This window comes from Actinomyces radicidentis (genome assembly GCF_001553565.1).
Lineage (GTDB): Bacteria > Actinomycetota > Actinomycetes > Actinomycetales > Actinomycetaceae > Actinomyces > Actinomyces radicidentis.
In genome coordinates this window covers 960,799-984,525 of sequence record NZ_CP014228.1, presented here as the reverse complement: position 1 = coordinate 984,525, position 23,727 = coordinate 960,799, and the positions used below count along the sequence as shown (strand labels likewise).

Sequence of the window (23,727 nt, the reverse complement as noted above, 5' to 3'; positions counted from 1 at the left end):
GCCGCTCGGTCGCGGGCGGCCGACCTCAGCGCGCGGTCGGGTAGTCCGTGTAGCCGTGGGCGCCGCCGGGCGGATCCCGGAGGAGAGGGCGAATCGCGCGGCGGCGATGTGCGTCGCGCCGATGGTCGCCAGCAGTGGCTTGAGGCCGGTCGCCAGCGCCAGGACGTGCGCCGCCGACCCGCCCTGGAGCAGCGGCAGCACGGGCGTGCCGATGAGCGTGTCCATGGGCAGCAGGTCGACGAAGACCTTGAGCAGCCCCGAGTAGGAGGCCTTGAAGGTCGGCGAGGCGACCACGACGGCCTCCGTCGAGGTCACCGCCTCGAGGGCCTCGGCGATCGCCGGGTCGCTCGCCCGGGCGCGCAGCAGAGGCTCGGCGGACAGGTCGCGCAGGGTGATCGTGCGCGTCGTGTGCCCGGCGGCCTCGAGCTGCTCGGCCACGCACGCGGCCAGGACGTCGGTGCGCGACGGCGCGGTGGGGCTGGCGGACAGGATGACGACGTGACTCACGGGTGCTCCTCGGTGGACGATCCGTTCGCGTCGACGCTAGGGCTTGACGTTGGCGTCAAGGTCAAGAGGGTTGCCGGTGTGAGGTGGGCGTGGTCCGGGTGGGGAATCGGGCGCACTGTCCAGGACTCGTCACTTTCGGTGCGGCCGCCGGGCGGTGGCCGCGGTGAACCGTGGAGTTCCGCGGATGCCCTTCCGGCAGGGGCAAGGGGCTAGCCAGAACTGACGAGTTCTGGACAGTTCGCGCTGTCTGAGCCCCCCCCCAAACGAAGGACGAGGCCCCCGGGCTGGGTTGTCCCACCCGGCCCGAGGACCTTCGTCGATGAGGTCGGCGCGCTCCCGGGCTCCCAGACCAGGAAGAGCACCTGCCTCCTTCGCCGGAACGGGAGCAGCGGGCTCCCTAAGACCCGTGCTCCCTCGGACCGGGCCGGTCATCGGGTTCCCCAACCCTCGCGGTCCGTCCGTCCAGCGGCAGGACCCAGGTAACTCGCCGTCTCTGGGAGGACGCCCCCGACGAGCCTGTGGGGACCATAAGAGTGCGGGGGTGAAGCGGAGTGCACGGGGTCCGCGACGCCGAGCCGCCGTTCCCGCGCTCCCCGCTGCGGGGGTCGTGCGGGCGCGGCGGGATCCGGCCGGTGCCCGCGTCCCCCGGTGCCTGGCCGCCTCGGCCCCGCCCCGTCCGGCGTCTGCGAGCATGGGTGCGTGAGCACCACGCCCGATGACGCGTCCCGCCCCGCCTCCGCAGCCGAGCCCCGGACCGTCGACTTCCAGTTCGACGACGCCGAGACCCGCCGCCGCCTCGGCTCCGGCGAGCTCTACGTCGACTTCGGTCCCGGCCTGGAGGACCTCGACGCCCAGCGCACCCGCGGCAAGGTCCTCGCCGAGCGCTTCAACGCCACCTCCGCCGCCGACGCCGACGGCCGCACCGCCATCGCCCGCGAGCTCTTCGCCTCCTTCGGCGACTCCTGGCTCGAGGCCCCGATCTACCTCGCCTACCAGGGCCATACGAGCATCGGCGACGAGTGCTGGTTCAACACGGGCACCACGATCATCGACGACGCCACCCTCACCATCGGCGACCGCGTCCTCCTCGGACCCCACGTCACCCTCACGACCGCGGGCCGCCCGCTCGACGCCGCGGTGCGCCGCACCTGGGCCCAGTACTCCGCGCCCATCACCATCGGCGACGACTGCTGGCTCGGCGCCAACGTCACCGTCCTGCCGGGCGTCATGATCGGCGAGGGGAGCGTCATCGCCTCCGGCGCGCTCGTCAACCGCGACGTCCCGCCGCGCAGCCTCGTCGCCGGGGTGCCGGGGAGGGTCCTGCGCGAGCTCACCGAGGACGAGCGCGAGCGCGATCTGCGCGGCTTCCCCGGCACCGGCCCGATGAAGCGGGCCTGAGCCCCTCGGGGCGCCCCGGCCCGGCAGGGTGCGCCCGGGATCAGCGTCCGTCGAGCGCGGGCCTTTCGCGCCGACCGCGGTGCTCCGAGGGCCGACCTCAGTGCGGAAGCGCCGCGCTCGCGGTCAGCCGGCGCGGCGGATCGCACACTGGCCCGCCGCCCGTGGTCGTCGCCCGCTGCGGGACACTGGCCCCAGAACCCCGGGCCCGCGAGCCGCGCCCGCCGCCCGCCCCGCGCCGGAAGGACCCCCGTGACCGCCCAGACCCCCGCCGACCTCACCCGCCCCGCCCCCGGCGAGACCACCGGCTGGATCACCCCCGCCACCACCGGCGGCGAGCGCCTCGACGGACGCGGCACCGTCCTCCTCACCGCCGACCGCGTCCTCACCGGCCGCCGCGGCGACGCCGCCGGCTCCCTCGAGGTCGTCGGCGACGCCCCCGACGACGACGCGCGGATGGCCGGCGCCGGGGGAGCGGTTCTGCTGCGCCGCCACCGCATCCTCTTCGTCGGCACCGCCGCCGAGGCCGAGACCCACCTGCGCGAGCGCGCCGACCTCCTGGCCGACGACGTCCCCCGCGTCGACCTGCCCGGCACCACCCTCATGCCGGGCCTCATCGAGACCCACGACCACCTGCCCACCTCCGGCACGGCCCTCGAGTACCCCGACTACGGCGCGCACGAGGTCGCCCGCCTCACCCTCAACGCGACCCGCGCCGCCCGCGAGCTCCTCTCCGTCGGCGTCACGAGCGTCCAGAGCCTCGGCGCCCGCCACTACGTCGACGTCGCCGTGCGCGACGCCATCCGCAACGGCGACGTCCGCGGCCCGCGCGTCGTCCCCGCCGGCCCCCAGATCACGACGACGGGCGGGCACTCCTTCCACGCCGGCGCCGAGGTCGACTCCCTCGACGACATCCGCCACCAGGTCCGCCTCCACCACAAGATGGGGGTGGAGACCGTCAAGGTCATGTCCACCGGCGGCTTCATGACCGGCGGCTCCGCCCCGTGGAACGCCCAGTTCAGCCAGGCCGAGCTCGAGGCCCTCTTCGGGGAGGCCCACCGCCTGGGCAAGTGGACGGCCGCGCACGCCCACGGCGTCGACGGCATCGCCAACGCCGTGCGCGCCGGCGTCGACTATGTCGCCCACGCCTCCTTCATCACCGCTGCCGGCCGGTCCCAGTTCGACCCGCGCCTCGCCGACGAGATGGCCGAGGCGGGCGTCTACGTCGACGCCACCGTTACCGCGGACATGCCGCGCATGCTGCGCCGCGACGACTCCTTCGCCCCGCCCGCCCGCCAGCTGTGGGAGCACGGCGTCAAGATCGTGGCCGGGCACGACGCCGGCATCCCGGGCGTCCCGCACCGCGCCTACGTCGGCGGCCTCGAGGCCCTCGAGTGGGTCGGGATCCCGCGCAACGAGGTCATCCTCGCCGCCACGTCGCGCGCCGCCGCGGGCATCGGCCTGGCGGGCGTCACCGGCGTCCTCGCTGAGGGCTTCGACGCGGACCTCATCGCCGTGGGCGGGGACCCGCGCGAGGGGCTCGGCGTCCTGCGCGACCTGCGGATGGTCGTGTCCATGGGTCGGGAGTTCGTGCCGGACGCGCTCATCGGAGTGCCCGTGTTCGACGACCCGGAGTCCTCGATCGGCCTCGGCCCCATCGGCCCGGCGGCGACGCTGGCCCACTGGCGCGAGCACGAGGCCCGCGCGCTGCGCCACCCCGAGGTCTGAGGCGCGAGAAGCAGGGGGAGGAGCCCGGCGCCTTTGACGGGTCCTCACGCCCAACGATGACATGATCCGCGCCTCACGCGGGTGACCTAAGTCATGCGTGCGGGATCCTGCGGCCCGAAGCCCAGCAACGGCGCGGTTAACCTGCCATTCACACGGCGCGTCGCGCGCGGCTCCGCAATTTTCCGCGCCATTCCTCGTGAAAACCTCCGTGCCAGCTCCCGCGCAGGTCAGGGGCCGACCCGTCCCTCCCCGACCCCGCTGAGTGCGATCCCACAGCCGATCTCGCTTATGGGACGAGGGTCCCTCCCCGTCACGTCACCCGCGCGATCGCACACCGACGTATGACGCGCGGCGGGCGACCCGACCCCTCGCGCGGGCAAGCGCTGGTCGGTGTGCCCTGAAAGGTAGAACCCAGCGTGTCCCACGCCCCCGTCCCCACCGACCCCCGCGACGCCGACGTCGTCAGCCCCGCCCTCAAGGGCTCGATCTTCGCCACCGCCGTCCTGGCCTTCCTCGGCCTCTTCCTCGAGACCGTCGTCTCCGTGCTCTTCCCGGCCCTCATGAGCGCCTTCCACGTCGGCACCTCCGACGTCCAGTGGCTCACCAGCGGATACCTGCTCGTCGTCTCGATCATCATGCCGCTGTCGAGCTTCCTCCAGCGGCGCTTCCGCACCAAGGCCCTCTTCCTCACCGCCGTCACCGCGGTGGCCGCCGGTGCCGTCATCGCCATGTGCGCCCCGGTCTTGCCCGTGCTGCTCGTCGGCCGACTCCTCCAGGGCGTCGGCACCGGCATCATCACGCCGCTCATGTTCACGATCATCCTGACCCAGGCGCCCCGCACGAAGCTCGGCGCCCTCATGGGGGTCGGTGGCCTCACGCTGGGCGTCGCCCCGGCGGTCGGCCCGCTCGTCGGCGGCATCATCGGCCAGGTGACGAGCTGGCGCGCCGTCTTCGCGATCATCCTGCCCTTCGTGCTCGCCTCCCTCGTCGTGGGCGTGCGCTCCATCGAGCAGGCGACCCCGACCGAGAAGGTCTCCGTCAACCTCGGGCACGTCACGCTCCTCGCCGTCGGCTTCATCGGCCTCGTCCTCGGCCTCGAGCGCGGCGGCGCCCTCCTCGCCGCCGGTACCGCCTCCACCGCCGACGTCGCCACCGCCGTCGGGCTGCTCGTCGCGGGCGTCGTCGCCGGCCTCGTCTTCCTCCTCCTCGAGCGCCGCAGCGACAACCCGGTCATCCACCTGTCGGTGCTCTACTCGCCGATCTACCGCCAGGGCCTGCTCGCGTTCTGCGCCTTCCAGTTCGTGGCCCTGGGCCTGGGCTACCTCATCCCGAACCTCTCCCAGCTCGCGCTCGGCACCGGCACCATGACCGCCGGCCTGCTCGTGCTGCCGGGCGCCGCCATCGGCGCCGTCCTCGCCCCCGTGGCCGGCAACCTCTATGACCGCTTCGGCCCCGCCGTCCCGATCACCATCGGCTGCACCGTCGCGCTCGCCGCGACCGTCGGCCTCGCCGTCATCGGTACCGGCCTCACGACCGCGCTCATGGCCGGCCTGTAGTTCGCCTTCATGCTCGGCTTCGGCCTGACCTACACGAACACGCAGACGCTCGGCATGTCCGGTGTCGAGCGCTCGCTCACCGCCGACGGCACCGCTCTGATGAACACCTGCCAGCAGTTCCTCGGCGCCATGTCCATGACGGTCCTGTCCACGGTCCTCGCCATGCACCAGGCCGGCACCCAGCAGGGGACCGCCGCCTTCGCCGACGCCTCCGCCCGCGGCGGCGCCATCTGCTTCATCATCATCGCGACCGTCGTCGCCGTCGCCTTCGTCGCCGAGCGCCTCGCGATCCGGGCCAGCGCCCGCCGCGCGGCCGAGGCGGCCGCCGTCGACGCCGAGCTCGGCGTCAACGCCTCCGTCACCCGTCTCCTCGACGAGCCCCTCGACGCCGACGCGGTGCCGTCGCGCGACTGATCCGGGTGAAAGGCCGAACGCACCCGCAATACCCCCGCCCGGCACGGTCACGTGGACCGGTTGTGTGATTACCCTGGGCGGGTGAACGCTTCGGACACCCCCCAGAGCGGAGACCGGAAGCCCGGTCGGGAGCAGGCGCGGGCCTCCGAGCAGAAGGTCGCCGTCATCATCCCGGCCAAGGACGAGGCCGAGCGCATCGGCGCCACCGTCCGCGCCTGCCGCGCCATCCCGCGCGTCGACCTCGTCGTCGTCGTCGACGACGGCTCCACCGACGGCACCCAGGACCACGCCCGCGCCGCCGGCGCCGTCACCGTCCGCCACTCCGTGAGCCGCGGCAAGGCCTCCGCCATGGAGACCGGCGCCAGCGTCGTCGGCATGCGCGACTACGTGGACGGCCCCTCCCGGCTCCTCCTCTTCATCGACGCCGACCTCGGCGACTCCGCCTCCGCCTGCGCCGAGCTCGTCCCGCCCGTCCTCGACGGCGTCGCCGACATGTCCATCGCCGCACCGCCCAAGCAGGCCGGCGCCGGAGGCCGCGGGAGGGTCGTTCGCGCCGCCCGCGCCGCCATCGCCACCGCCACCGGCTGGGCGCCCGTCGCGCCCCTGTCCGGCCAGCGCTGCCTCACCCGAGCCGCCTACGAGGCCGCGGCCCCGCTCGCCCCCGGATGGGGCGTCGAGGTCGGCCTGTCCATCGACGTGCTCGTCGCCGGCCTCGCCGTCATCGAGGTGCCCTGCGACATCACCCACCGGGTCTCCGTCAACGACTCCGCCGGCCGCATGCACCGCGCCGCCCAGTACCGCGACGTCCTGCGCGCCATCGCCCACCGCAAGGTCCACGGCGTGCGCGTGCGCCCCCACGTCTTCGAGTCCGCCGTCCGCGACGAGGCCCCCTTCCGCGCCTACCGCGCCATCCCCGAGCGGGCCTGAGCGGCCCGGGCGAGGAGCACCCGTGGACCCCCGCGCCGAGCTCGGTGCCTTTCTGCGCACCCGCCGCGCCCAGGTCGACGTCGCCGACACGCCCCTGGCCGCCGGCGCGTCGCTGCGCCGCGTCCCCGGTCTGCGCCGCGAGGAGGTCGCCGAGCTCGCCGCGATCTCCGAGACCTACTACACGCGCCTCGAGCGCGGCCGCGTCGGCACCATCTCGGCCGCCATCCTCGACGGCGTCGTCTCCGCCCTCCACCTGACCGACGAGCAGCGCGCCTACGTCGCCAGCCTCGTCACCGTCGTCGGCGAGACCGGGCCCCGGGAGGGCGAGGCCGACCTCGGCTCGCTGGCGGGCCAGCTCTCCGGCGTCCTCGACCAGCTGACCGCGTCACCCGCCTACGTCCTCAACACGGCCTGCGACGTCGTCGCCATCAACCCGCTCGGACGCGCCCTCTACGCCCCCGTCCTCGAGGAGCCCGGCGGCGGCAACACCCTGCGCTTCATCTTCACCGACCCTCGCGCCCACGACTTCTACACCGACTGGCGCAGCGCCGCCGACGAGGGCGTCCAGTACCTGCGGGCCTCCCGCGCCCGCTACCCCGAGGACGACGCCGTCAGCGCCGTCATCGCCGAGCTCCACGGGGCCAGCGAGGAGTTCCGCCGCGCGTGGGACACCTACGAGGTCCACTACCAGGGCTCCGGGGACCGCGGCATCCGGCACGAGCAGGTCGGCGAGCTCGCCCTGTCCTTCGTCAACCTCGAGATCCCCGAGCGCCCTGGCATCCGCATCACCGTCTACTCCGCTGCGGGCGAGACGACGGCGCAGCGGCTCGCCGCGCTCGCGGCCGAGGTCGTCCGCTCGGCGCCGTCCGCCGAGTCGGCCGCGTCGGCGCAGTCCGCCGAATGAGTCAGACCGACCTGCTCGACCCGTCCGGCCCCGGCGGCTCGCGAGGTACGGAGGGCGCACAGCGGGGCCCCGCCGCCGCACGGCGGCCTGAGCGCGGGGAGGCTATGGACGGCCTCAGGCCCGCGCGGTCGCGGTGGCGGGCAGCCCGGCCAGGCGCGCCGCGGCGAGGGCGAGCAGCAGCGGGGCCGCGCCGGCGACGGAGAGGACCGCCATGGAGGCGCCCGAGTCGTTGACGAGGACCTCGACGACGAGAAGCACGCCGAGGCTCTTGAGCACCGGCACGAACCACCCGGGCACGAGGGTCGCGCCGCGCGGGACGGGGCCCGCCCACGGGGTCCCCGACGGGGGTGCGCCGGTACCCGCCGCGGAGGCGCCGGCGTCGGCGGCATCGTCGTCTCGGGCGTCGGCGGAGGGGGTGCTCGCGGGCTGGCCGGAGGCCCCGGCGCCCCCGGTGCCGCGGGCCGCGCCGTCGGGCTCCGGCCCGACCAGCGGGGCGTAGCCGGAGCGGCCCGCCCGCCAGGCGCGCAGCTCGCGGCGCAGCCACCACAGCAGCCCCGCGACGACGGCGAGCGCCACCGCCCCGGCGAGCAGCGCGAGCGGGTTGGAGAGGAAGGGCGCGATGACCGCCGTCGCCTTGCGCAGGATCGTCGTGCCCGCCGTGCCGTCCTGGAGCTGCCCGACGAAACGGCCCAGGTGCGTCCGCGAGCCCGTCGCGTGGTCGATGAGGCCGAAGACGCCCACCGTCGCCAGCGCGACCACCGCGATGCTCAGCCACCGCTTCCAGCCGACGCGCCCGCCCGCGAGCGTCGAGGCGAGCGCGATGAGCACCGCGACGAGCGTGATGGCGCCCCCGACGTCTGCCCCCAGGCTCGGCAGGCCGTCGACGAGCAGCGCGATCGCGCCGGGCGCGAGCACGCCGACGACGGCGGCCGTGCGCCGCGAGCGACGGGTCCGCTGGGCCGCGACCCACGTGCCCGCGGCCGCGCCGAGGCCCACGGTGAGCGCCGCGGCGGCGAGGGCGAAGGCCGTGTTCGAGACGCCGTAGAAGCGGCCCGCCAGGACGGCGTCCATGCCGAGCACGCCGTCGAAGGCGAGAGGGGCGCCGGCCGCTGCGTCGGCGAGGATGAGGACGGGCGTGCACAGCCCCAGCAGCAGGGCCGTGAGGGCCGGGGCCGTCGGGACGGCGCGCGGCCGCGGGGGGCGCAGGGTGCCGGGCGACGACGGCGCGCCGGCGCCGGCGGCACCGGTGGGGCGGCCACCGGCCTCGGCCGCTTCCACCCGGTGGCGCCCGAGGAGCAGGCGGTCCCGCAGCGCGATGATGACGCGGGCGAGCCCGTGGAGGACCCCGGCGAGGACGAGCGCGAGCAGCGCGGTCGTCCCGACGGCGACGAGCGAGGACCAGGCTGACGGCGCGTCCCCGTCCGCGCCGACCCGCCACCACGGGACGACCGAGGCGAGCCACGCCCCGCCCGGCAGGGCCGCGACCACCGTCGCCGCCAGGGCCGTCCCGTGCAGGCGCGCCCGGCCCCGCGGCCCCCGCAGCACCTGCGTGGAGACGACGACGAGCACCAGCGCGGACAGGACGATGAGCAGGGAGACCGGCAGCGTCGAGGCCTTCGAGGCGCGGGCGCGCAGGGCGTCGTCGACGAGGCCGGAGACCCTGGCGGGCACGTCGCCGCTCGACGTCGAGCCCGAGCCGCCGCCGGAGCGCAGGGTCCCGTCCATGCCGCGGGTGCTGAGCCCCGCCAGACCCGAGCCTCCGCTCTCCGGCAGGGTGAGCGCGCCGCCCGTGACGGCGGCCGGGACCTCGCCCGTGAGGTCCTGGGCGAGGGTCGCGGTGAGGTCGGTGGTCTGGACGAGGCCGCGGCGGTGCGTGGAGGGGCTCGCCGGGAGCGGGGCGTCGGCGACGGCCGCGGAGCTGGTGGAGTCGGCGTCGGCGTCGTCGCCGGTGGTGCCCGCCGGGAGGATCGTGGCCTGGAGCCCCTCCGTGGCCGGGTCCGCGAGCGAGGCGACGATGACGCGCGCGTCCGAGGGGACCTCGCTCAGGGCGGTGACGATCGCGTGGGCCGAGGTCCCCGCTGAGGGGAGCGCGTCGGCGCCCGAGCCGGAGGCGGTCGAGGCCGTCGGGCTCGCCGTGGCCGTCGCGACCGTGGCCGCGCCCGCGGAGGCGAGGGCGGAGGCGACGGAGTCGTCGGTGAGGTCGACGACGGTGAGCGCCGGGAACCCGGAGGCGGACAGGGCGGCGAGGGTCGCCTCCTCACGGGGCGCCGTGCCGGCCGAGCCGGTGAGGGCGAGGACGGCGCCCCGACCGACCGCCGCGAAGCCGACGCCGGCCTCGGTGAGCGCGTCCGCCAGAGCACCGGGCTCGGCGCCGTAGCCGGAGTCCTGCGACTCGGCTGCGGCCTCGCGCCAGGAGGCGGCCCAGGCGCAGGTGCCGGCGTCGTCGGAGGCCGGCACGGCCCGGGTCCGGGCGCCGGCGCCGAGGGTGAGCCAGGCGTCGGCGGGGCAGGTGGTCGCGCCGGCGGTCCGCTGGACGAGGTTGACGGGGGCCTGCGCGGCGGCGGCGTCGAGGAGGGTACGGGCGTCGGCGTCGCCGGACTCGGCGGCGTCGACGAGGTCCGACCAGGACAGGCCGTCGGTGGCGAGGACGATGACGGGTGCGCGTGAGGCGCTCGCGGCCGTGCTCGCGCTCGCGGACGAGTGCTGCGCCGTCGTGCCCGCGGGGACGACGCCGGTGGATGTGGCGGCGCGGGCGGGCTCCGCCCACGCCGTGCCGACCATCGCGGCCACCATGCCGATGACCGTGAGCAGCACGATGACGTAGACGACGATGCGCACGAGGCGCTTCTGCCCGCCGCGGCGGCTGTCCTGGCTCACCCGCCCAGGCTACTGGTGGGCAGCGACGCGTTCCCTCCCCCGCCCGGCCGAGACGCACCCGCGCGCCGCGCCCCTGTGGTCGACCGTCTATGCACTGCTCGACCGTCGGATTTCTGGAAATCAGGCGGTCGACGGATGCATTGCCGGTCGACGACGGGAAGGAGAGAGGCAGGCGGCTCAGGCGTAGCGGCGGGCGAGGGAGACGGTCTCCGCGCCGTAGGAACCGCCGAAGAACACGGCGTGGATGAGGACCATGTGGAGCTGGTGCAGGCCGATCCGCTCGCGCCAGCCGCCCGCCAGCGGCGAGACCTCGTCGTAGCCGGCGAGGACCCGGTCGAGGTGCCGCTGCCCGAAGACGGCGAGCTCGGCGAGGTCCGTCTCGGCGTGCCCGCCCTGGGTCGCTGGGTCGATGAGGACGCCGACGACGTCGGTGCCGGCCGCCGGCCCGTCCGCTGAGCGGGTGCCGGGCCGGGTCGCGCCATGGTCCGCGGCGTCGCCGCCCGTCGTCGCGCCGGTGCGGGAACCTGCCTCTGGCGTCGTGGTTGCTGCGGCCGCCGATGCCGGGGCTGTCGCGGGCCCGAGCCCCGCCCGCCCCGGCGCCCAGTCCTCCACCTCGGAGCGCGGCACCCACAGGACGTTGCCCGACCACAGGTCGCCGTGCGTGCGCGCCGCGACCCGGGAGGCGTCGTGGGGCAGACCGTCCCGACCCGCCCGCGCCGCGAGGAGACCGGGCTGCGGGGCGTCGAAGTCGCCGTCGGCCAGCCGGGAGGCCACCCGCTCGACGACGGCGGCCCCCGCCGTGCTCATCGACCCGTTGCGGACGGCGGCCGGCAGGTAGGGGAGGAGCCGGTCCTCCGCGTAGAACTCGCCCCAGCGGCGCAGGCCCGGGCTGGTCGGGGCCCCTGCTGCGCCGTCGGCCCCGGGACGCAGCGGCAGGTCGGCCGAGCCCATCCACCCCGCGGGGTGCGACCAGCCGGTCGGAGCCGCGCCGTGCTCGCGCGCCCCGGCCGCGTGGGTGACCGCCAGCGCCCGGCCGAAGGCCTCGGCCGCCGCGGGCGTGCAGCCCGACTCGCGCAGCCGCGGCTCCTCGAGCCAGCCGCTCCCGGTGGTCACGGGGACGACGTGCGCGCCGCCGTCGTCCATCGCCTCGGCGAGCCAGATGAGGCCGAGCGCCTCGAGCTCGGTGGAGCCGCGGTGGGCGTCGCGCTTGCGGAAGGTCGGGCGGTCGGCGCGGCGGGCGCCGTCGGAGGCGGGGGACGTGCTGCGGGACATGCCCCCCAGCCTCGCACCGGCACCCCGGCCCCGCACCCGCACCCGCGCCCAGCCCGCGCCCGGCCCGCGCCCCCACCGTGCTCGACCGTCGGTGCACCGCTCGACCGGCGGATTTCCGGAAATCAGCCGGTCGACGAATGCACTGACGGTCGACCGCGGGGAGTAGGGGAGCGGGGAGAGGGACCGGTGCACTGAGACGCCCGGCGGCGGCCCGCACCCGCCCAGTACGCTCACCGCATGACGTCGCAGAGCTCGCCGACCGCGCAGGCCGCGCCCACCTGGTCCTTCCTCGGCCCGGCCGGCACCTTCACCGAGATGGCCCTGCGGCAGGTCGCCCCCGACGACGTCGTCCTCGACCCCTGCCAGGACGTCCCCACCGCGCTCGACCGCGTGCGCGACCGCAACGCCGACGCCGCCGTCGTCCCCATCGAGAACTCCGTCGAGGGCGGCGTCAACGCGACCCTCGACAACCTCGTCGCCGGCGCGCCCCTCGTCATCACCGCGGAGATGGCCGTCCCGATCACCTTCGTCCTCGCCGGCCGCGAGGGCACGACGCTCACCGACGTCACCGCCATCTCCACCCACCCCCACGCCTGGGCGCAGTGCCGCGGCTGGGTCCACCAGCACCTGCCCGAGGCCTCCTACGTCGCCGGCACCTCCACCTCCGCGCCCGCCAAGGCGCTCGCCGCCGCCGAGGACCCGGGCCGCCTCGACTACCAGGCCGTGCTCTGCAACCCGCTCGCCGCCGAGCAGTACGGCCTCACCGTCATCGCCGGGGGAGTGGCCGACAACCCCGGCGCCGTCACCCGCTTCGTCAAGGTGACCCGCCCCGGCCGCGTCGGCCCCTCCACCGGGGCGGACAAGACGACGCTCCTCGTCCAGGCCCCGGCCGAGCGCGCCGGCGCCCTGCTCGCCATGCTCCAGCAGTTCGCGACCCGCGGCGTCAACCTCACCCGCATCGAGTCGCGGCCGACCGGCGACGCCCTGGGCCGCTACCGCTTCTCCATCGACGTCGAGGGGCACATCCGCGACGAGCGGGTCCAGGCGGCCTTCATCGGCCTGCACCGCACCTGCCCGTTCGTGCGGTTCCTCGGCTCCTACCCCAGGCTCGACGGCGCCCAGGTGGTCGTCCCCGCCGGCACGAGCGACAAGGACTTCATCGTGGCCCGCTCGTGGGTGGGCGACCTCCTCGACGGCCGCACGCTCTGAGGGGCGGCCTCCCCCCATCCCTCGCTGAGTTCGGTCAATCGGCGCGCTGAGTTCGGTCGGGCGTCCACAGGTGCGGCAGGGCGCGGGCGCGCCTGTGGAGGACGGACCGAACTCACGGCGCAGATCGACCGAACTCGCGGTTGTCAGGCACGACGACGGGGCAGACGCGTCGTCTCGAGGCGGTCGAACGCTGGACCCCCTCACCCGATCCGGGGCAGTCCGCGCCGCGCGGGCCGTATAGCCTGGCAGGGTGCGGATCGTCTACTACGCCCATCACCACGGCAGCGGCCACCTCCGCCACGCCCGGCGACTTCAACGGCTCGGCGTCGCGGAGGTCGTCATCGCGGGGGGTCCGGGCGCGGACGTCGTCCTGCCGCCCGACGTGGACCCGGCCCAGGCGCACACCGAGTCCGCGGGGTCGCCCTTCCACTGGACGCCGACCACCCGGACCGTCCGCGACCGCTTCTCGCAGTGGCACCGCGTGCTGGACGAGGTGAGCCCGGACCTGGTGATGGTTGACGTCTCGGTGGAGGCCGCCGTCTTCGTGCACCTCGCCGGCTACCCGGTCCTCCACCGGCGCATGCCCGGCGACCGGGACGACGCTGCGCACCGACTGGCGTACGCCACCGCGCGACGGCTCTTCGCCTACTACCCGCAGCGCCTCGAGGCACCGGGGTTCGCCTGGCAGGACCGCACCAGCTGGCTCGGGATGGTCGCCGAGGGGCATCCCCTGGACGCCTCCGCGATCGAGCCCGCGACCGTCGTCGTGCTCAGCGGTGCGGGAGGGGACGGTGTCCCCTCCGAGGGGCTCGCCCTGGCCGCGGCCAGCACGCCGCGGCGCACCTGGCACGTCCTGGGGCCCCGGCTGCCCTCCGTCGGCGCGCCGCTGCCGGCCAACGTCGTGCATCACGGGTGGGTCGACGACCCGACCCCGTGGCTGGCCCGTGCCGAGGTGGTGGTGTGCGGCGCCGGGCACAACACGATCGCGACGGTCGCCGCGTCCGGCCGCCCGCTCGTCCTGGCGCCGGAACCCCGCCCCCACGACGAGCAGCTCCGGTTCGCGGAGCACCTGGGCCACTGCTTCGGCGTGCCGGTGGTGACCTCCTGGGCCGATGCGGACTGGGCGTCACTGCTGGCGCACCCGGGGGACGGGCGCGCGATGGCGCACGGGCTGCTCAGCACCACGGAGGAGTTCCGGGCCGCGGTGGTGCAGCTCCTGCGCGACGCCATCTCGGAGGCGCCCGGCGCGTGAGCGGTCGCCGCCGGCCAGGGCGCTGCCGCCCGCCAGGGCGTCGCCGTCGGCCGGGGCGCCCTCAGCCGAAGGCGGCGTCCGGCACGAGGCTCGCGGCGAGCTCCTCGTCGGTGGGCAGCCGGACCACGTCCAGGTGGTCCGGCCCCAAGGAGACGAGCCCCCGGTCCGCGAACTCGGTGAGCCACCCCTCCATCGGCCAGGTCCCCCACCGGTCGTGGAACCTGTGCGCGTTCACCACGATGCTGGACAGGTGCTGCAAGGGCGGGCGGTGGACCGCGTGCGCCTGGTGGAGCACTCGGGCGCGGCTGAGCCACAGCTCGAGGGAGGCGTCGCGGCACCGGAAGGCGAAGTCGGTGTCCTCCCCGCCGTACCCCCGGAACGCCTCGTCGAAGCCGCCCACGGTCCAGAAGTCGTCCGCGCGCATCGCGAACCCGAGCGACCAGAACATGTGCCACTGGTCGCTGCGCCCCCGGGGGAGGTCCGCGCGTCGGGGATGCGGCTGGGCCGCCCGCACGGGATCGGCCGGCGGCTCCCAGCCCGGTGGGAGGTAGTGCGGGTCGGCCATGACGACGCGCCCCGGGCGGCACTGCGCCGCGAGCTCGGTGACGGCGCCGGGAGCGGGCAGGCAGTCGACGTCGAGGAACACCAGCACCTCGGACCGGGCGACTCGCGCGGCGGTGTTGCGGGCCGCCGCGAGGTTGAGGTCCGGCCCGTCCAGGTGGATGGTGCGCACGCGGGCCGGTGGTTGCGGCCAGGGCTCGGTCGGCTGGTCCATGAAGCACACCACCGCCTCGTCCCAGCCGCTCTCGCGGGCGAGCGCGTCCTGCTGCCGCAGCAGGTGCTCGTCTCTCTCGTGGGTGATCACGACAGCGGATGCCGACTTCACGGCGCCACAGTAACGTCTAGCAGGTGAGCCTGGTACGAGACCCCCTGTCGATCGCGGTGCTGGGGCACCTGCACCATCCCGTCCGGGAGCCCTTCGAGGGCGGGCTCGAGGCCCACACCGCGCAGGTCTGCGCCGCGCTGGCCGCCAGGGGCCACCGCGTCACCCTCTTCGCGAAGGCCGGCTCCGAGGTCGCGGGCACCACCGTCGTGCCGGTGGTGGATGCAGACTTCGAGTGGGGCCCGGGCAACGAGGCGGACGACGAGGAGCGCCTCGACGCGGCGACCGCTCAGGCCTGCCGGCTCGCCCGCGGGTGCGACGCGGTGCTCAACAACACCCTGAACCCGGTGCCCTACACCGCCCTGCCGGACGCGGCGATGCTCACCGTCCTGCACACGCCCGCGACGCTCGAGCGCGTGGACGCCGCGGTCCGTGCCCCGGGCTGGCGCCCGGGCCCGCGCCACGCCTGGGTCAGCGTCTCGGAGTCCAACGCCGTCGGGTGGCGCGCGCTCCTGGCGGGCATCGACGTGGGCGTGGTGCACAACGGCATCGACCCGGGCGCCTGGCGGTTCCAGGACTCACCGGGTGGGCACCTCGTCTGGAGCGCCCGGATCACCCCGGAGAAGGGGCTCCACGTGGCGATGGACGCGGCCGCCGCCGCTGGGCGGGAGCTGCGCATCGCGGGACCCGTCAGCAGTCCCTCCTACTTCGCCGACGAGATCGCTCCCAGGCTGGAGAGCCAGCCGACCGCCCGCTACCTCGGCCACCTCGACCATCCGCGGCTCGCGGAGCTGCTCGGGGGCGCGGCCGCCTTCCTGTGCACGCCGCTGTGGCCCGAGCCCTTCGGGTTCGCCCCGCTCGAGGCGATGGCCTGCGGCACCCCGGTGGCGGCCCTGGCCAACGGAGCCCTGCCCGAGCTGCTCGGCGACACCGGCGGGGAGCTCGCCGCCGACGCCGACGACCTCGTGCGGGCCCTCGGCGCAGCGGTCCGGATGGACCGGGCCGCGGTGCGACGCCGCGCCGAGCGGTTCTCGCAGGAGGCGATGGTGTCCCGCTACGAGACCCTGCTCACCGGCCTGGCTTCCCGCCGGCCGTCCGCCCTGCCGGGCTGAACCCCGGGCTGGACCCCGGGCTGAGCCCCGGACTGGACCGTGGGCGGTGCGCCGTCAGCGGGGCATCAGCGGTCCAGGAGGCCCCGGTAGAGGTCGGCGTGGGCCTGGGCCACGCGGCGCCGCTCGGCGATGCGGTCGTCCACGCTGATCCGGTTCGCGCCGGGGGCGGTCCTCGCGACCTCCGCCACGGCCGCCGCGAGCGACTCCTCGTCCAGCCCCTCGCGGTCGAGGTGGTAGGAGTGCACCGGGCGCTGCTGGGCGTAGAAGCCGCAGTCGGGTGCGATGACGGCGGTCCCGAGGTCGGCGCAGGCCTCCTGCCAGCCACTGTGCGTCCCCCACCGGTAGGGCAGCACCGAGGCGTCGAGCCCCTGCAGGTAGTCCCACAGCTCGTCCTCGTCGAAGTAGGGATGCACCTGGAGGTCGAGCGACCCGGTCGCGGCCAGCTCGCGCAGCCGTCCGGCCAGCTCCGGCTGCCGGCGGTCGCCGTCCTCCACCACCTCCGGGTGGGTGTTCACCTGGAGCACCGCCGGCTGGTCGAGCCGGTCGATCGCGCGCACGAGCGCCTCCACCACCGGCAGGGCCGCCATGTTGGGCCGCAGGCTCTTCAGGTGCAGGCCGAACCGGAGCGGGCCGGTGCGGCGGCGCGGCTCCTGCTGCCGGACGCGGAGCTTGTCCAGGCCGACCACGTGAGGGTGCGGCAGCACCAGCGCGTCGCGTCCCCAGCGCTCGCGGACCACGGACGCGGCGCCCGGCGTCAGCGTGACCAGCGCGTCCGCCGACGGCACGAGGACGTCGAGCGCCGCGTCATGGGCGCTCGGGTCGGTGTGGTGCGGGTTGCTCAGGTCGTGGACGGTGTAGACCAGCGGCTTGCCGTTGCGGCGCAGGTCGCCGACGACGCGCTGCAGGTCCTCGGGCGTGAGGGCGTCGAAGCCGAAGTGGACGTGCATGAGGTCGAAGTCGTCGGCGTGCTCGTCGATCCAGCCCTCCTCGAGCATCGCGGGCGGCCACCAGCCGGACTGCTCCGTGCCGTCGCCCCGTCGCGGGCGCGGGTCGCTCAGGCGCACGAAGGGAACGGGGTCACCGGGCACCGGGCCGCAGTGGCGGATGTAGACCTGGCTGTGGGGCACGGAGGCGACGCGGATCTGGTCCATGGAGCCACTGTGCACCAGTCGGCACGACGTCGCACGACCGGCGGAAGCCGTGGGCTCGGATGCGCGGCAGCGGATCCGCGGTGCGCCGGCCCGCGGGGTCACGATGTCCCGATCTCGAGGTCAGGATGTCCCGATCTCGGCGGGTGGGGGGAGGCTCGTGGGGTGGGTGGGGTGGGCTCGGGGCCGGCGCGACCGGCGGGGCGCCCTCAGACCGGCCGGCGCACGAGGAGCGCGCCGGGCTCCAGGCGCACGTGCACCGAGCGCGTCGGCGGCAGGAGGTCGCCGTCGACCTCCACCATCGCGGGCGCGTCCAGCCGCGCCCGCGCCTCGACGCCCCGGCGCAGCCGCACCCGTCCGAGCGAGCGCTCCGGGTTCGAGTAGGTCGCCGCGAAGGGCGGCAGCACCTGCCGGGCCAACGACGTCCAGCCGGCCAGCCCGCCGACGGTGTCGATCGCCGCGAGGTCCATGACGCCGTCGTCCATCGTGGCCGAGCGCATGAGGGTGATCCCGCCGGGCAGCCGCCCCCCGTTCGCGATGAGCAGGGTGCGGGCGGTCAGCCGCTCCGTGGTGAGAGCACCATCCGCCCCGCGGAGCTCGAGGCTCATCCCGAGGCGAGGCGACCACAGGTTCTCCATCGCGGCGACGGCATAGGCGCCCCACTTGATCCGGGCCTTGAGCCGGGGCCGGGTCGAGGCGACGAGGCCGGCGTCGAAGCCGATGCCGGTGACGATGATGCACGCGTGGGAGGCGCCGAGGGTCGGCCTCGCCCAGCCGCCGGGCGGCGTGCGCACCGCGGCGAGGGACGTGGGGTCGGGCGCGCCGGCGCGCACCCACGCGAGGTCGGTGGGCCGGGCGCTCCCGCGCGCGGCGGTCTCGATGAGGGCGTCGAGGCTGCGCACGGGCAGGCCGAGGTTGCGGGCAGCCAGGTTCGCGGTGCCGAGGGGCAGGACGCCCATCTCGACGCCGGTGCCCGCCAGTCCGGCGGCGACGGCGCGTACGGTCCCGTCCCCGCCGGCCGCGACGACGAGCCGCGCGCCCGAGGCGACCGCGAGGCGCGCCTGCGTGGGGCCCGGCTCGGCGAGGCTCGTGGCGAGCAGGTGCGTGCGGTACCCGGCCGCAGCGAGGGCGCGCTCGACGCGCCCGAGGACCTGCGGCGTCGCCGACGGCTTCGACGGGTTGACGACGACGCAGGCGAGCGGGCGGGTCATGCGCTCAGTCGGTCGCCGGCAGCATCGGCAGCCCGGCCTCGCGCGCGAGCTCCGTGATGACCTCGGCGAGGCGCTGGAAGTCGCCGGTGCGCGAGGAGGAGCTGCGGTGAACGAGGCCGATGCGGCGCACGGCGGCGTTGTCGGCGAAGCGCGCGACGCCGTGCTCGTCGTCGTTGGGCATGCGCAGGGCGCCCTCGGGGATGACGGTGACACCGGCGCCGTGGGCGACCATGCGCACGACCGTGGACAGCGTCGTCGCGACGGCGACCGGCGGCGTCGTGCCGTAGCGCTGGCACAGCGCCAGGGTCTGGTCGCGCAGGCAGTTGCCCTCGTCGAGGAGGAGGAGCTTCTCGTCGTCGAGCTCGTCGGGGTTGACGTCGTCGCGGCCGGCCCAGGGGTGGCCCTTGGGGGTGAGGACGACGAGGGGCTCGTCGTACATGGGGACGGCGGAGGCTCGGTGGAGGTCGACGTCGATGGCGATGACGGCGGCGTCGAGGCGGCCCTGGTTGAGCAGGTCGAGGACGTCGTTCGTGACGAGCTCGCGCAGCTCGGGCTGGAGCTGGGGGAGCTCGCGCGGCAGGCCGTCGAGGACGATCGGTGCGAGGTAGGGGGCGAGGGTCGGGATGAGGCCGAGGCGCATGGTGCCGGTGAGGGCGGCGCCCTGGTTGTTGACGGCCTCGGAGAAGGCCTCGGCGGCGAGGACGGCCTCGCGGGCGTAGGGCAGGAGGGTCTCGCCGAGCGGGGTGACGAGGACGCGGCGCGTGGTGCGCTCGACGAGCTCGCCGCCGACGCGCTTCTCGAGCGCTGTGATGGCCTGCGAGAGGCTGGGCTGGCTCACGCCCAGGGTGGAGGCGGCCTCCCCGAAGTGCTGGTGGTCGCAGAGGGCGACGAAGGCCCGCAGCTGCGAGAACGAGGGCAGAGAGGATGTAGGCATGTGGAGGTTCCCTGGTGAGGTCCCGGCCCCGCGCGGCTCGCGGGGCGCATGATGAGCGCTATATGGGTTGTGACTATAGGTCGTCGCAGTTCGAAAAGGAACTTCCGGTCACTACCCGTTGATCACGATGTGTGCGAGAAGGTACGCCTCTCAGGGGCCGCCGCGGCCCGACTCCCACCCGCCGCCCGCCCGCGGCCGCGACCGCACGGCCCGACGGCGTCCACGCCCGCGGGCCCCGCAGCCCCCGGCCCCGCCGCGTCGCTAGACTCACCGGCATGATCGACCTGCGTGACCTCCGCGAGAACCCCGAGACCTACCGCGCCAGCCAGCGCGCCCGCGGCGCCGACGAGACCCTCGTCGACCGCATCATCGAGGCCGACGAGTCCCGCCGCGCCGACCTCGGCGCCTTCGAGTCCCTGCGCGCCGAGCAGAAGACGGTCTCCAAGTCCGTCGGCAAGGCCTCCCCGGAGGAGCGGCCCGCCGTCCTCGCGCACGCCAAGGAGCTCGCCGAGCAGGTCAAGGCCGCGGAGTCCCGCGCCAAGGAGTCCGAGGCGAGCCTCGACGAGCTCGCCCACCAGTTCCAGAACCTCATCGTCGGCGCCCCCTCCGGCGGCGAGGAGGACTTCGTCGTCCTGCGCCACGAGGGCCCCGAGATCCGCGACTTCGCCGCCGAGGGCTTCGAGCCCGCGGACCACCTCGCGCTCGGCGAGGGCCTCGACATCATCGACACCAAGCGCGGCGCCAAGGTCTCCGGCGCCCGCTTCTACTACCTCAAGGGCTGGGGCATGCGCCTCGAGCTCGCCCTCATGACCGCGGCCCTGGACAAGGCCGCCGAGCACGGCTTCACCCCGATGATCACGCCGACCCTCGTCTCCCCGCAGATCATGTCCGGCACCGGCTTCCTCGGCCTGCACGGCGACGAGATCTACTACCTGCCCACCGACGACCTCTACCTCACCGGCACCTCCGAGGTCGCCCTCGCCGGCTACCACAGCGACGAGATCCTCGAGCTGTCCGACGGCCCCAAGCGCTACATGGGCTGGTCCACCTGCTACCGCCGCGAGGCGGGCGCCGCCGGCAAGGACACCCGCGGCGTCATCCGCGTCCACCAGTTCAACAAGGCCGAGATGTTCGCCTACGTCCGCCCCGAGGACGCCGAGGCCGAGCACCAGCGCCTCCTCGCCATGGAGGAGGAGATGCTCCACCTGGTGAACCTCCCCTACCGCGTCATCGACACCGCCGCCGGGGACCTCGGCTCGTCGGCCGCCCGCAAGTTCGACTGCGAGGCCTGGCTGCCCACCCAGGAGCGCTACATGGAGGTCACCTCCACCTCCAACTGCACCACCTACCAGGCGCGCCGCTTGTCCATCCGCGAGAAGCGCGACGGCAAGACCTCGCCCGTCGCCACCCTCAACGGCACGCTCGCCACGACCCGCTGGATCGTCGCGCTCCTGGAGAACAACCAGCAGGCCGACGGCTCCGTCGTCGTCCCCGAGGGCCTGCGCCCGTACATGGGCGGCCTCGAGGTCATCGAGCCCGTCGCCTGAGCCCCGCCACTCCGACGAGCCGAGCAGCGCGCCCGTGACACCCGAGACCACCCCCGACGACGACCGCCTCCCGGTCGGGACGAGCCCCGTCTTCGGCGGCCCGACCCCCGACGACGGGGGCGGGCGCGCCCCCGCGGGCTCCGGGGAGCGCCGCCCCGGCCGCCCGGTCCGGGCCGCCGAGACCGTCGTCGCCGGGCCCGCCGGCACCGGTTCCGGGGCCCTGCCCGACGGCGCGCTCGGCGGCTCCCCGGAGTACGTCGACGGCGGCTGGCCCGCCCGGCTCGACCACGACGCCTACCACGCCCTCGTGCGCGAGCGCGTCGCGGACCTGGACCGCCTCGACCCGGAGCGCGAGCGCCTCGTCCCGGAGCCGCGCCTCCTCGTCGCCCTCGACGTTGACGGCACCATCCTCGACATGGCCGGCCGCGTCTCCGAGCGCGTCATGGCCGCCGTCGCCCGTCTTCGCACCTACGGCGCCCAGGTCGTCATCTCCACCGGGCGCGGCGTCCAGGCGGCCCTGCCCGTCGCCCGGCACGTCGGCCTCACCGACGGCTGGATGGTCTGCGCCAACGGCGCCCTCACGCTGCGCATGGACCCCGACGCCCCCGGCGGCTACGAGGTCGTCGAGTCCCTCACCTTCGACCCGGCCCCGGCCATCGACCGCCTCCACGCGGCACTGCCGGAGGCCATCGTCGCCACCGAGGACCTCGAGCACGGGTTCCGCGGCTCGCGGCGCTTCCCCGAGGGCGAGCTCATCGAGACTCAGACCGTCGTCGACCTCGACGAGCTGCGCGCCGAGCCCGTCACCCGCATCATCCTGCGCGCCCCCGGCGTCCCCGTCGAGGAGTTCACCGCCGCCGTCGACGCGGCCGGCCTCGAGGCCGTCGAGTACGCCATCGGCTGGACCGCCTGGCTCGACGTGGCCCCCGGCGGCGTCACCAAGGCCAGCGCCCTCGAGTCCCTCGCCGCCCGTGTCGGCTCGGACGCCTCCCGCGCCGTCGCCGTCGGGGACGGCACCAACGACCTCGCCATGCTCACCTGGGCCGGCGCCGGGGCCGTCATGGGCTCCGCTCCGCAGGAGGTCAAGGACGTGGGCGACCTCGTCACCGCGGACGTGTGGCGCGACGGCTGCGCCGCCGTCCTGGACGCCGTCATCGAGAGGACCCGAGACCTCGCATGAACCCCGCCTCCCCGTCCCCCACCCGCTCGCGCCTGCGCCGCGCCGGAGCGCTCGCGGCCGCCCTCGCCCTGGCCGGCGGCGGCCCCGCCGCCTGCTCCGGCTCCAGCCCCTCCGGCGACGCCACCGCGCAGATCACCGGCTGCGCCGACCTCGACGGCGTCACCGGCCTGTCCGGCCACAAGGTCACCGTCGCCACCTCCTTCACCGGCGTCGAGGCCGAGCGCTTCGACCAGTCCCTCGCCCGCTTCGAGTCCTGCACCGGCATCGACGTCGTCCAGAAGGGCTCCGACTCCCTCGAGTCGGACATGCGCGCCCTCGTCGACGCGGCGGACGCGAGCGGCGCCTCGACGGCGACCGCTGCCGCCGCGGAGGCGGGCGTCGACGTCGCCGTCCTCCCGCAGCCCGGCCTCGTCGAGGACCTCGCCGACGCGGGCCTCCTGACAGCCCTGCCGAACTCCGTCAACGCCAACATCGAGGCCGGCTGGGACCGCTCCTGGGCCGAGGTCGGCACCGTCGACGGCACCGCTTACGCCATCCCGCTGCAGGCCAGCGTCAAGTCGATGGTCTGGTACTCGCCGACCGCCTTCAAGGAGGCCGGCTACCGGGTCCCCACCACCTGGGCCGACCTCGTCGCCCTCACCGAGCAGGTCGCCGCCGACCACCCCGACGGCTCCGTCACCCCCTGGTGTCTGGGCCTCGCCGACGGCGCCTCCTCCGGCTGGGGCATGAGCGACTGGCTCGAGGACACGATCCTGTCCACGGAGGGCCCCGGCGCCTACGACAAGTGGGCCGGCCACGAGGTCGCCCTCGACGACACCATCGGCGTGCAGGCCCTCGACGCCGTCGGCTCCCTCGTCCTCGCCGACGGCCACGTCGACGGAGGCCGCGAGGGCGCGCTCAAGGCCACCGTCACCGACGCCGCCGCCGACCTCGTCTCCGGCACGTGCCTCATGCTCCACGGCTCCTCGTCGCTGGAGACCCTCCTTCCCGCCGGCACCATCGTCACCGACGCCGAGGGCGCCGACGCCGTCGACGTCGAGGCCTCCGGCGAGGCCGTCGCCTCCTCCGCCGCGACCGCGAGCACGACGGCGAGCGCGTCGACCCCCGCGACGGCGACCGCCTCGTCGACCTCGGGCCCCGTCTCCACCGGCGACGCCGTCTCCGCCTTCACCCTGCCCAGCGACGACGAGACCAGCTCCCCGCTTCTCGTCGGCGGCGACTACGCCGTCGCCCTGAGCACCGCCACGGCCGATGAGAAGGCCGTCGAGGCCGTCCTCGACTACCTCTCGAGCACCGAGTGGTCCCAGACCCGCGTCCAGCTCGGCGGCGTCGCCACCGCCAACCGCGGCGTCGACGCCTCCACGATCCGCTCCGCCGTCACCCGCCGCGCCACCCAGCAGCTCCAGTCGCGCCAGTCCGCCATCCGCATGGACGCCTCCGACTCCATGCCCTCGCAGGTCGGCACCGACGCCCTGTGGGGCGCCCTCACCAAGTACGTCAGCGGCGAGCTCACCTCCGAGGAGGCCCTCGCCGAGGCGGAGGCCGCCTGGCCGAAGGACGACGCCGGCGTCACCTCCAGCGACGGCGCCGAGTCCACGGCGACGCCCAGCGTCGACGAGCACTGAGCCGGCGGCGAGCAGGTCCGGGCCGGTCCTGGTCGGCACCGGACGG

General features: G+C 75.3%; 18 protein-coding genes and 1 pseudogene. 12 read left to right on the top strand and 7 right to left on the bottom strand.

The genetic code is table 11. The annotated features are described in order from the left end of the window. Positions 1–138 precede the first annotated feature (138 nt). Positions 139–507: pseudogene (locus AXF14_RS14870) on the bottom strand (NAD(P)H-dependent oxidoreductase); the annotation flags it as partial. Between the two features lie 699 nt (positions 508–1,206). Here AXF14_RS14870 and AXF14_RS04165 point away from each other — a divergent pair. The 6 genes from AXF14_RS04165 (at position 1,207) to AXF14_RS04140 (ending at position 7,431) form a co-directional block, all read left to right on the top strand. Further along, on the top strand, positions 1,207–1,905 hold the full coding sequence (locus tag AXF14_RS04165) for a sugar O-acetyltransferase (RefSeq protein ID WP_084355342.1): 699 nt from the start codon (positions 1,207–1,209) through the stop codon (positions 1,903–1,905). Between the two features lie 249 nt (positions 1,906–2,154). Continuing rightward, complete coding sequence (locus tag AXF14_RS04160; RefSeq protein WP_067941080.1) at positions 2,155–3,630, top strand: amidohydrolase family protein; 1,476 nt, start codon at positions 2,155–2,157, stop codon at positions 3,628–3,630. A gap of 416 nt (positions 3,631–4,046) precedes the next feature. Next, complete coding sequence (locus AXF14_RS04155; RefSeq protein WP_067941078.1) at positions 4,047–5,186, top strand: MFS transporter; 1,140 nt, start codon at positions 4,047–4,049, stop codon at positions 5,184–5,186. Positions 5,187–5,195: 9 nt separating this feature from the next. Further along, positions 5,196–5,600 (top strand): MFS transporter, encoded by a 405-nt coding sequence (locus AXF14_RS04150; RefSeq protein ID WP_067941076.1) that lies wholly within the window; start codon positions 5,196–5,198, stop codon positions 5,598–5,600. A gap of 165 nt (positions 5,601–5,765) precedes the next feature. Beyond that, positions 5,766–6,527, top strand: coding sequence for a glycosyltransferase (locus tag AXF14_RS04145; RefSeq protein ID WP_067943999.1), 762 nt, complete (start codon positions 5,766–5,768; stop codon positions 6,525–6,527). A 22-nt stretch (positions 6,528–6,549) separates the two neighbouring features. Beyond that, positions 6,550–7,431 carry a helix-turn-helix transcriptional regulator gene (locus AXF14_RS04140; protein ID WP_067941074.1) on the top strand — a complete coding sequence of 294 codons (882 nt, stop codon included), beginning with the start codon at positions 6,550–6,552 and terminating at the stop codon, positions 7,429–7,431. 114 nt (positions 7,432–7,545) lie between these two features. On the opposite strand, the gene AXF14_RS04135 is transcribed toward AXF14_RS04140, so the two are convergent. Then, positions 7,546–10,308, bottom strand: a complete 2,763-nt coding sequence (locus AXF14_RS04135) for a hypothetical protein (RefSeq protein ID WP_150118413.1) — start codon at positions 10,306–10,308, stop codon at positions 7,546–7,548. Between the two features lie 177 nt (positions 10,309–10,485). Next, a complete protein-coding gene (locus AXF14_RS04130; RefSeq protein WP_067941070.1) occupies positions 10,486–11,580 on the bottom strand; it encodes a fructosamine kinase family protein in 1,095 nt (364 codons plus the stop codon). A gap of 237 nt (positions 11,581–11,817) precedes the next feature. Between AXF14_RS04130 and pheA the strand changes: the two genes are divergently transcribed. Beyond that, positions 11,818–12,789 (top strand): prephenate dehydratase, encoded by a 972-nt coding sequence (gene pheA / locus AXF14_RS04125; protein WP_067941068.1) that lies wholly within the window; start codon positions 11,818–11,820, stop codon positions 12,787–12,789. Between the two features lie 250 nt (positions 12,790–13,039). Continuing rightward, the gene (locus AXF14_RS04120) at positions 13,040–14,041 is read left to right on the top strand and encodes a glycosyltransferase (RefSeq protein WP_067941066.1); all 1,002 of its coding nucleotides are present in this window, start codon (positions 13,040–13,042) and stop codon (positions 14,039–14,041) included. Positions 14,042–14,102: 61 nt separating this feature from the next. Here AXF14_RS04120 and AXF14_RS04115 read toward each other — a convergent pair whose 3' ends face one another. Next, positions 14,103–14,927 carry a glycosyltransferase family 2 protein gene (locus tag AXF14_RS04115; RefSeq protein ID WP_150118412.1) on the bottom strand — a complete coding sequence of 275 codons (825 nt, stop codon included), beginning with the start codon at positions 14,925–14,927 and terminating at the stop codon, positions 14,103–14,105. A gap of 23 nt (positions 14,928–14,950) precedes the next feature. Here AXF14_RS04115 and AXF14_RS04110 point away from each other — a divergent pair, with 23 nt between their 5' ends. Further along, a complete protein-coding gene (locus AXF14_RS04110) occupies positions 14,951–16,036 on the top strand; it encodes a glycosyltransferase (protein WP_084355341.1) in 1,086 nt (361 codons plus the stop codon). A 65-nt stretch (positions 16,037–16,101) separates the two neighbouring features. On the opposite strand, the gene AXF14_RS04105 is transcribed toward AXF14_RS04110, so the two are convergent. The 3 genes from AXF14_RS04105 to AXF14_RS04095 form a co-directional block, all read right to left on the bottom strand. Then, on the bottom strand, positions 16,102–17,187 hold the full coding sequence (locus AXF14_RS04105) for a glycosyltransferase family protein (protein ID WP_067941060.1): 1,086 nt from the start codon (positions 17,185–17,187) through the stop codon (positions 16,102–16,104). Positions 17,188–17,393: 206 nt separating this feature from the next. Next, entirely contained in the window at positions 17,394–18,395 is a 1,002-nt protein-coding gene (locus tag AXF14_RS04100; RefSeq protein ID WP_067941058.1) for a diacylglycerol/lipid kinase family protein, read from the bottom strand. Between the two features lie 4 nt (positions 18,396–18,399). After that, on the bottom strand, positions 18,400–19,329 hold the full coding sequence (locus tag AXF14_RS04095) for a LysR substrate-binding domain-containing protein (RefSeq protein WP_067941056.1): 930 nt from the start codon (positions 19,327–19,329) through the stop codon (positions 18,400–18,402). A 275-nt stretch (positions 19,330–19,604) separates the two neighbouring features. Here AXF14_RS04095 and serS point away from each other — a divergent pair, with 275 nt between their 5' ends. From serS to AXF14_RS04080, 3 genes are read left to right on the top strand one after another with little or no spacing between them, the layout of a single operon-like run. Then, the gene (gene serS, locus AXF14_RS04090) at positions 19,605–20,876 is read left to right on the top strand and encodes a serine--tRNA ligase (RefSeq protein ID WP_067941054.1); all 1,272 of its coding nucleotides are present in this window, start codon (positions 19,605–19,607) and stop codon (positions 20,874–20,876) included. 34 nt (positions 20,877–20,910) lie between these two features. After that, on the top strand, positions 20,911–22,056 hold the full coding sequence (locus AXF14_RS04085) for an HAD family hydrolase (RefSeq protein ID WP_067941052.1): 1,146 nt from the start codon (positions 20,911–20,913) through the stop codon (positions 22,054–22,056). Next, on the top strand, positions 22,053–23,681 hold the full coding sequence (locus AXF14_RS04080) for an ABC transporter substrate-binding protein (protein WP_084355340.1): 1,629 nt from the start codon (positions 22,053–22,055) through the stop codon (positions 23,679–23,681). Before AXF14_RS04085 ends, AXF14_RS04080 begins: the two co-directional genes overlap by 4 nt. Positions 23,682–23,727: the final 46 nt, after the last annotated feature.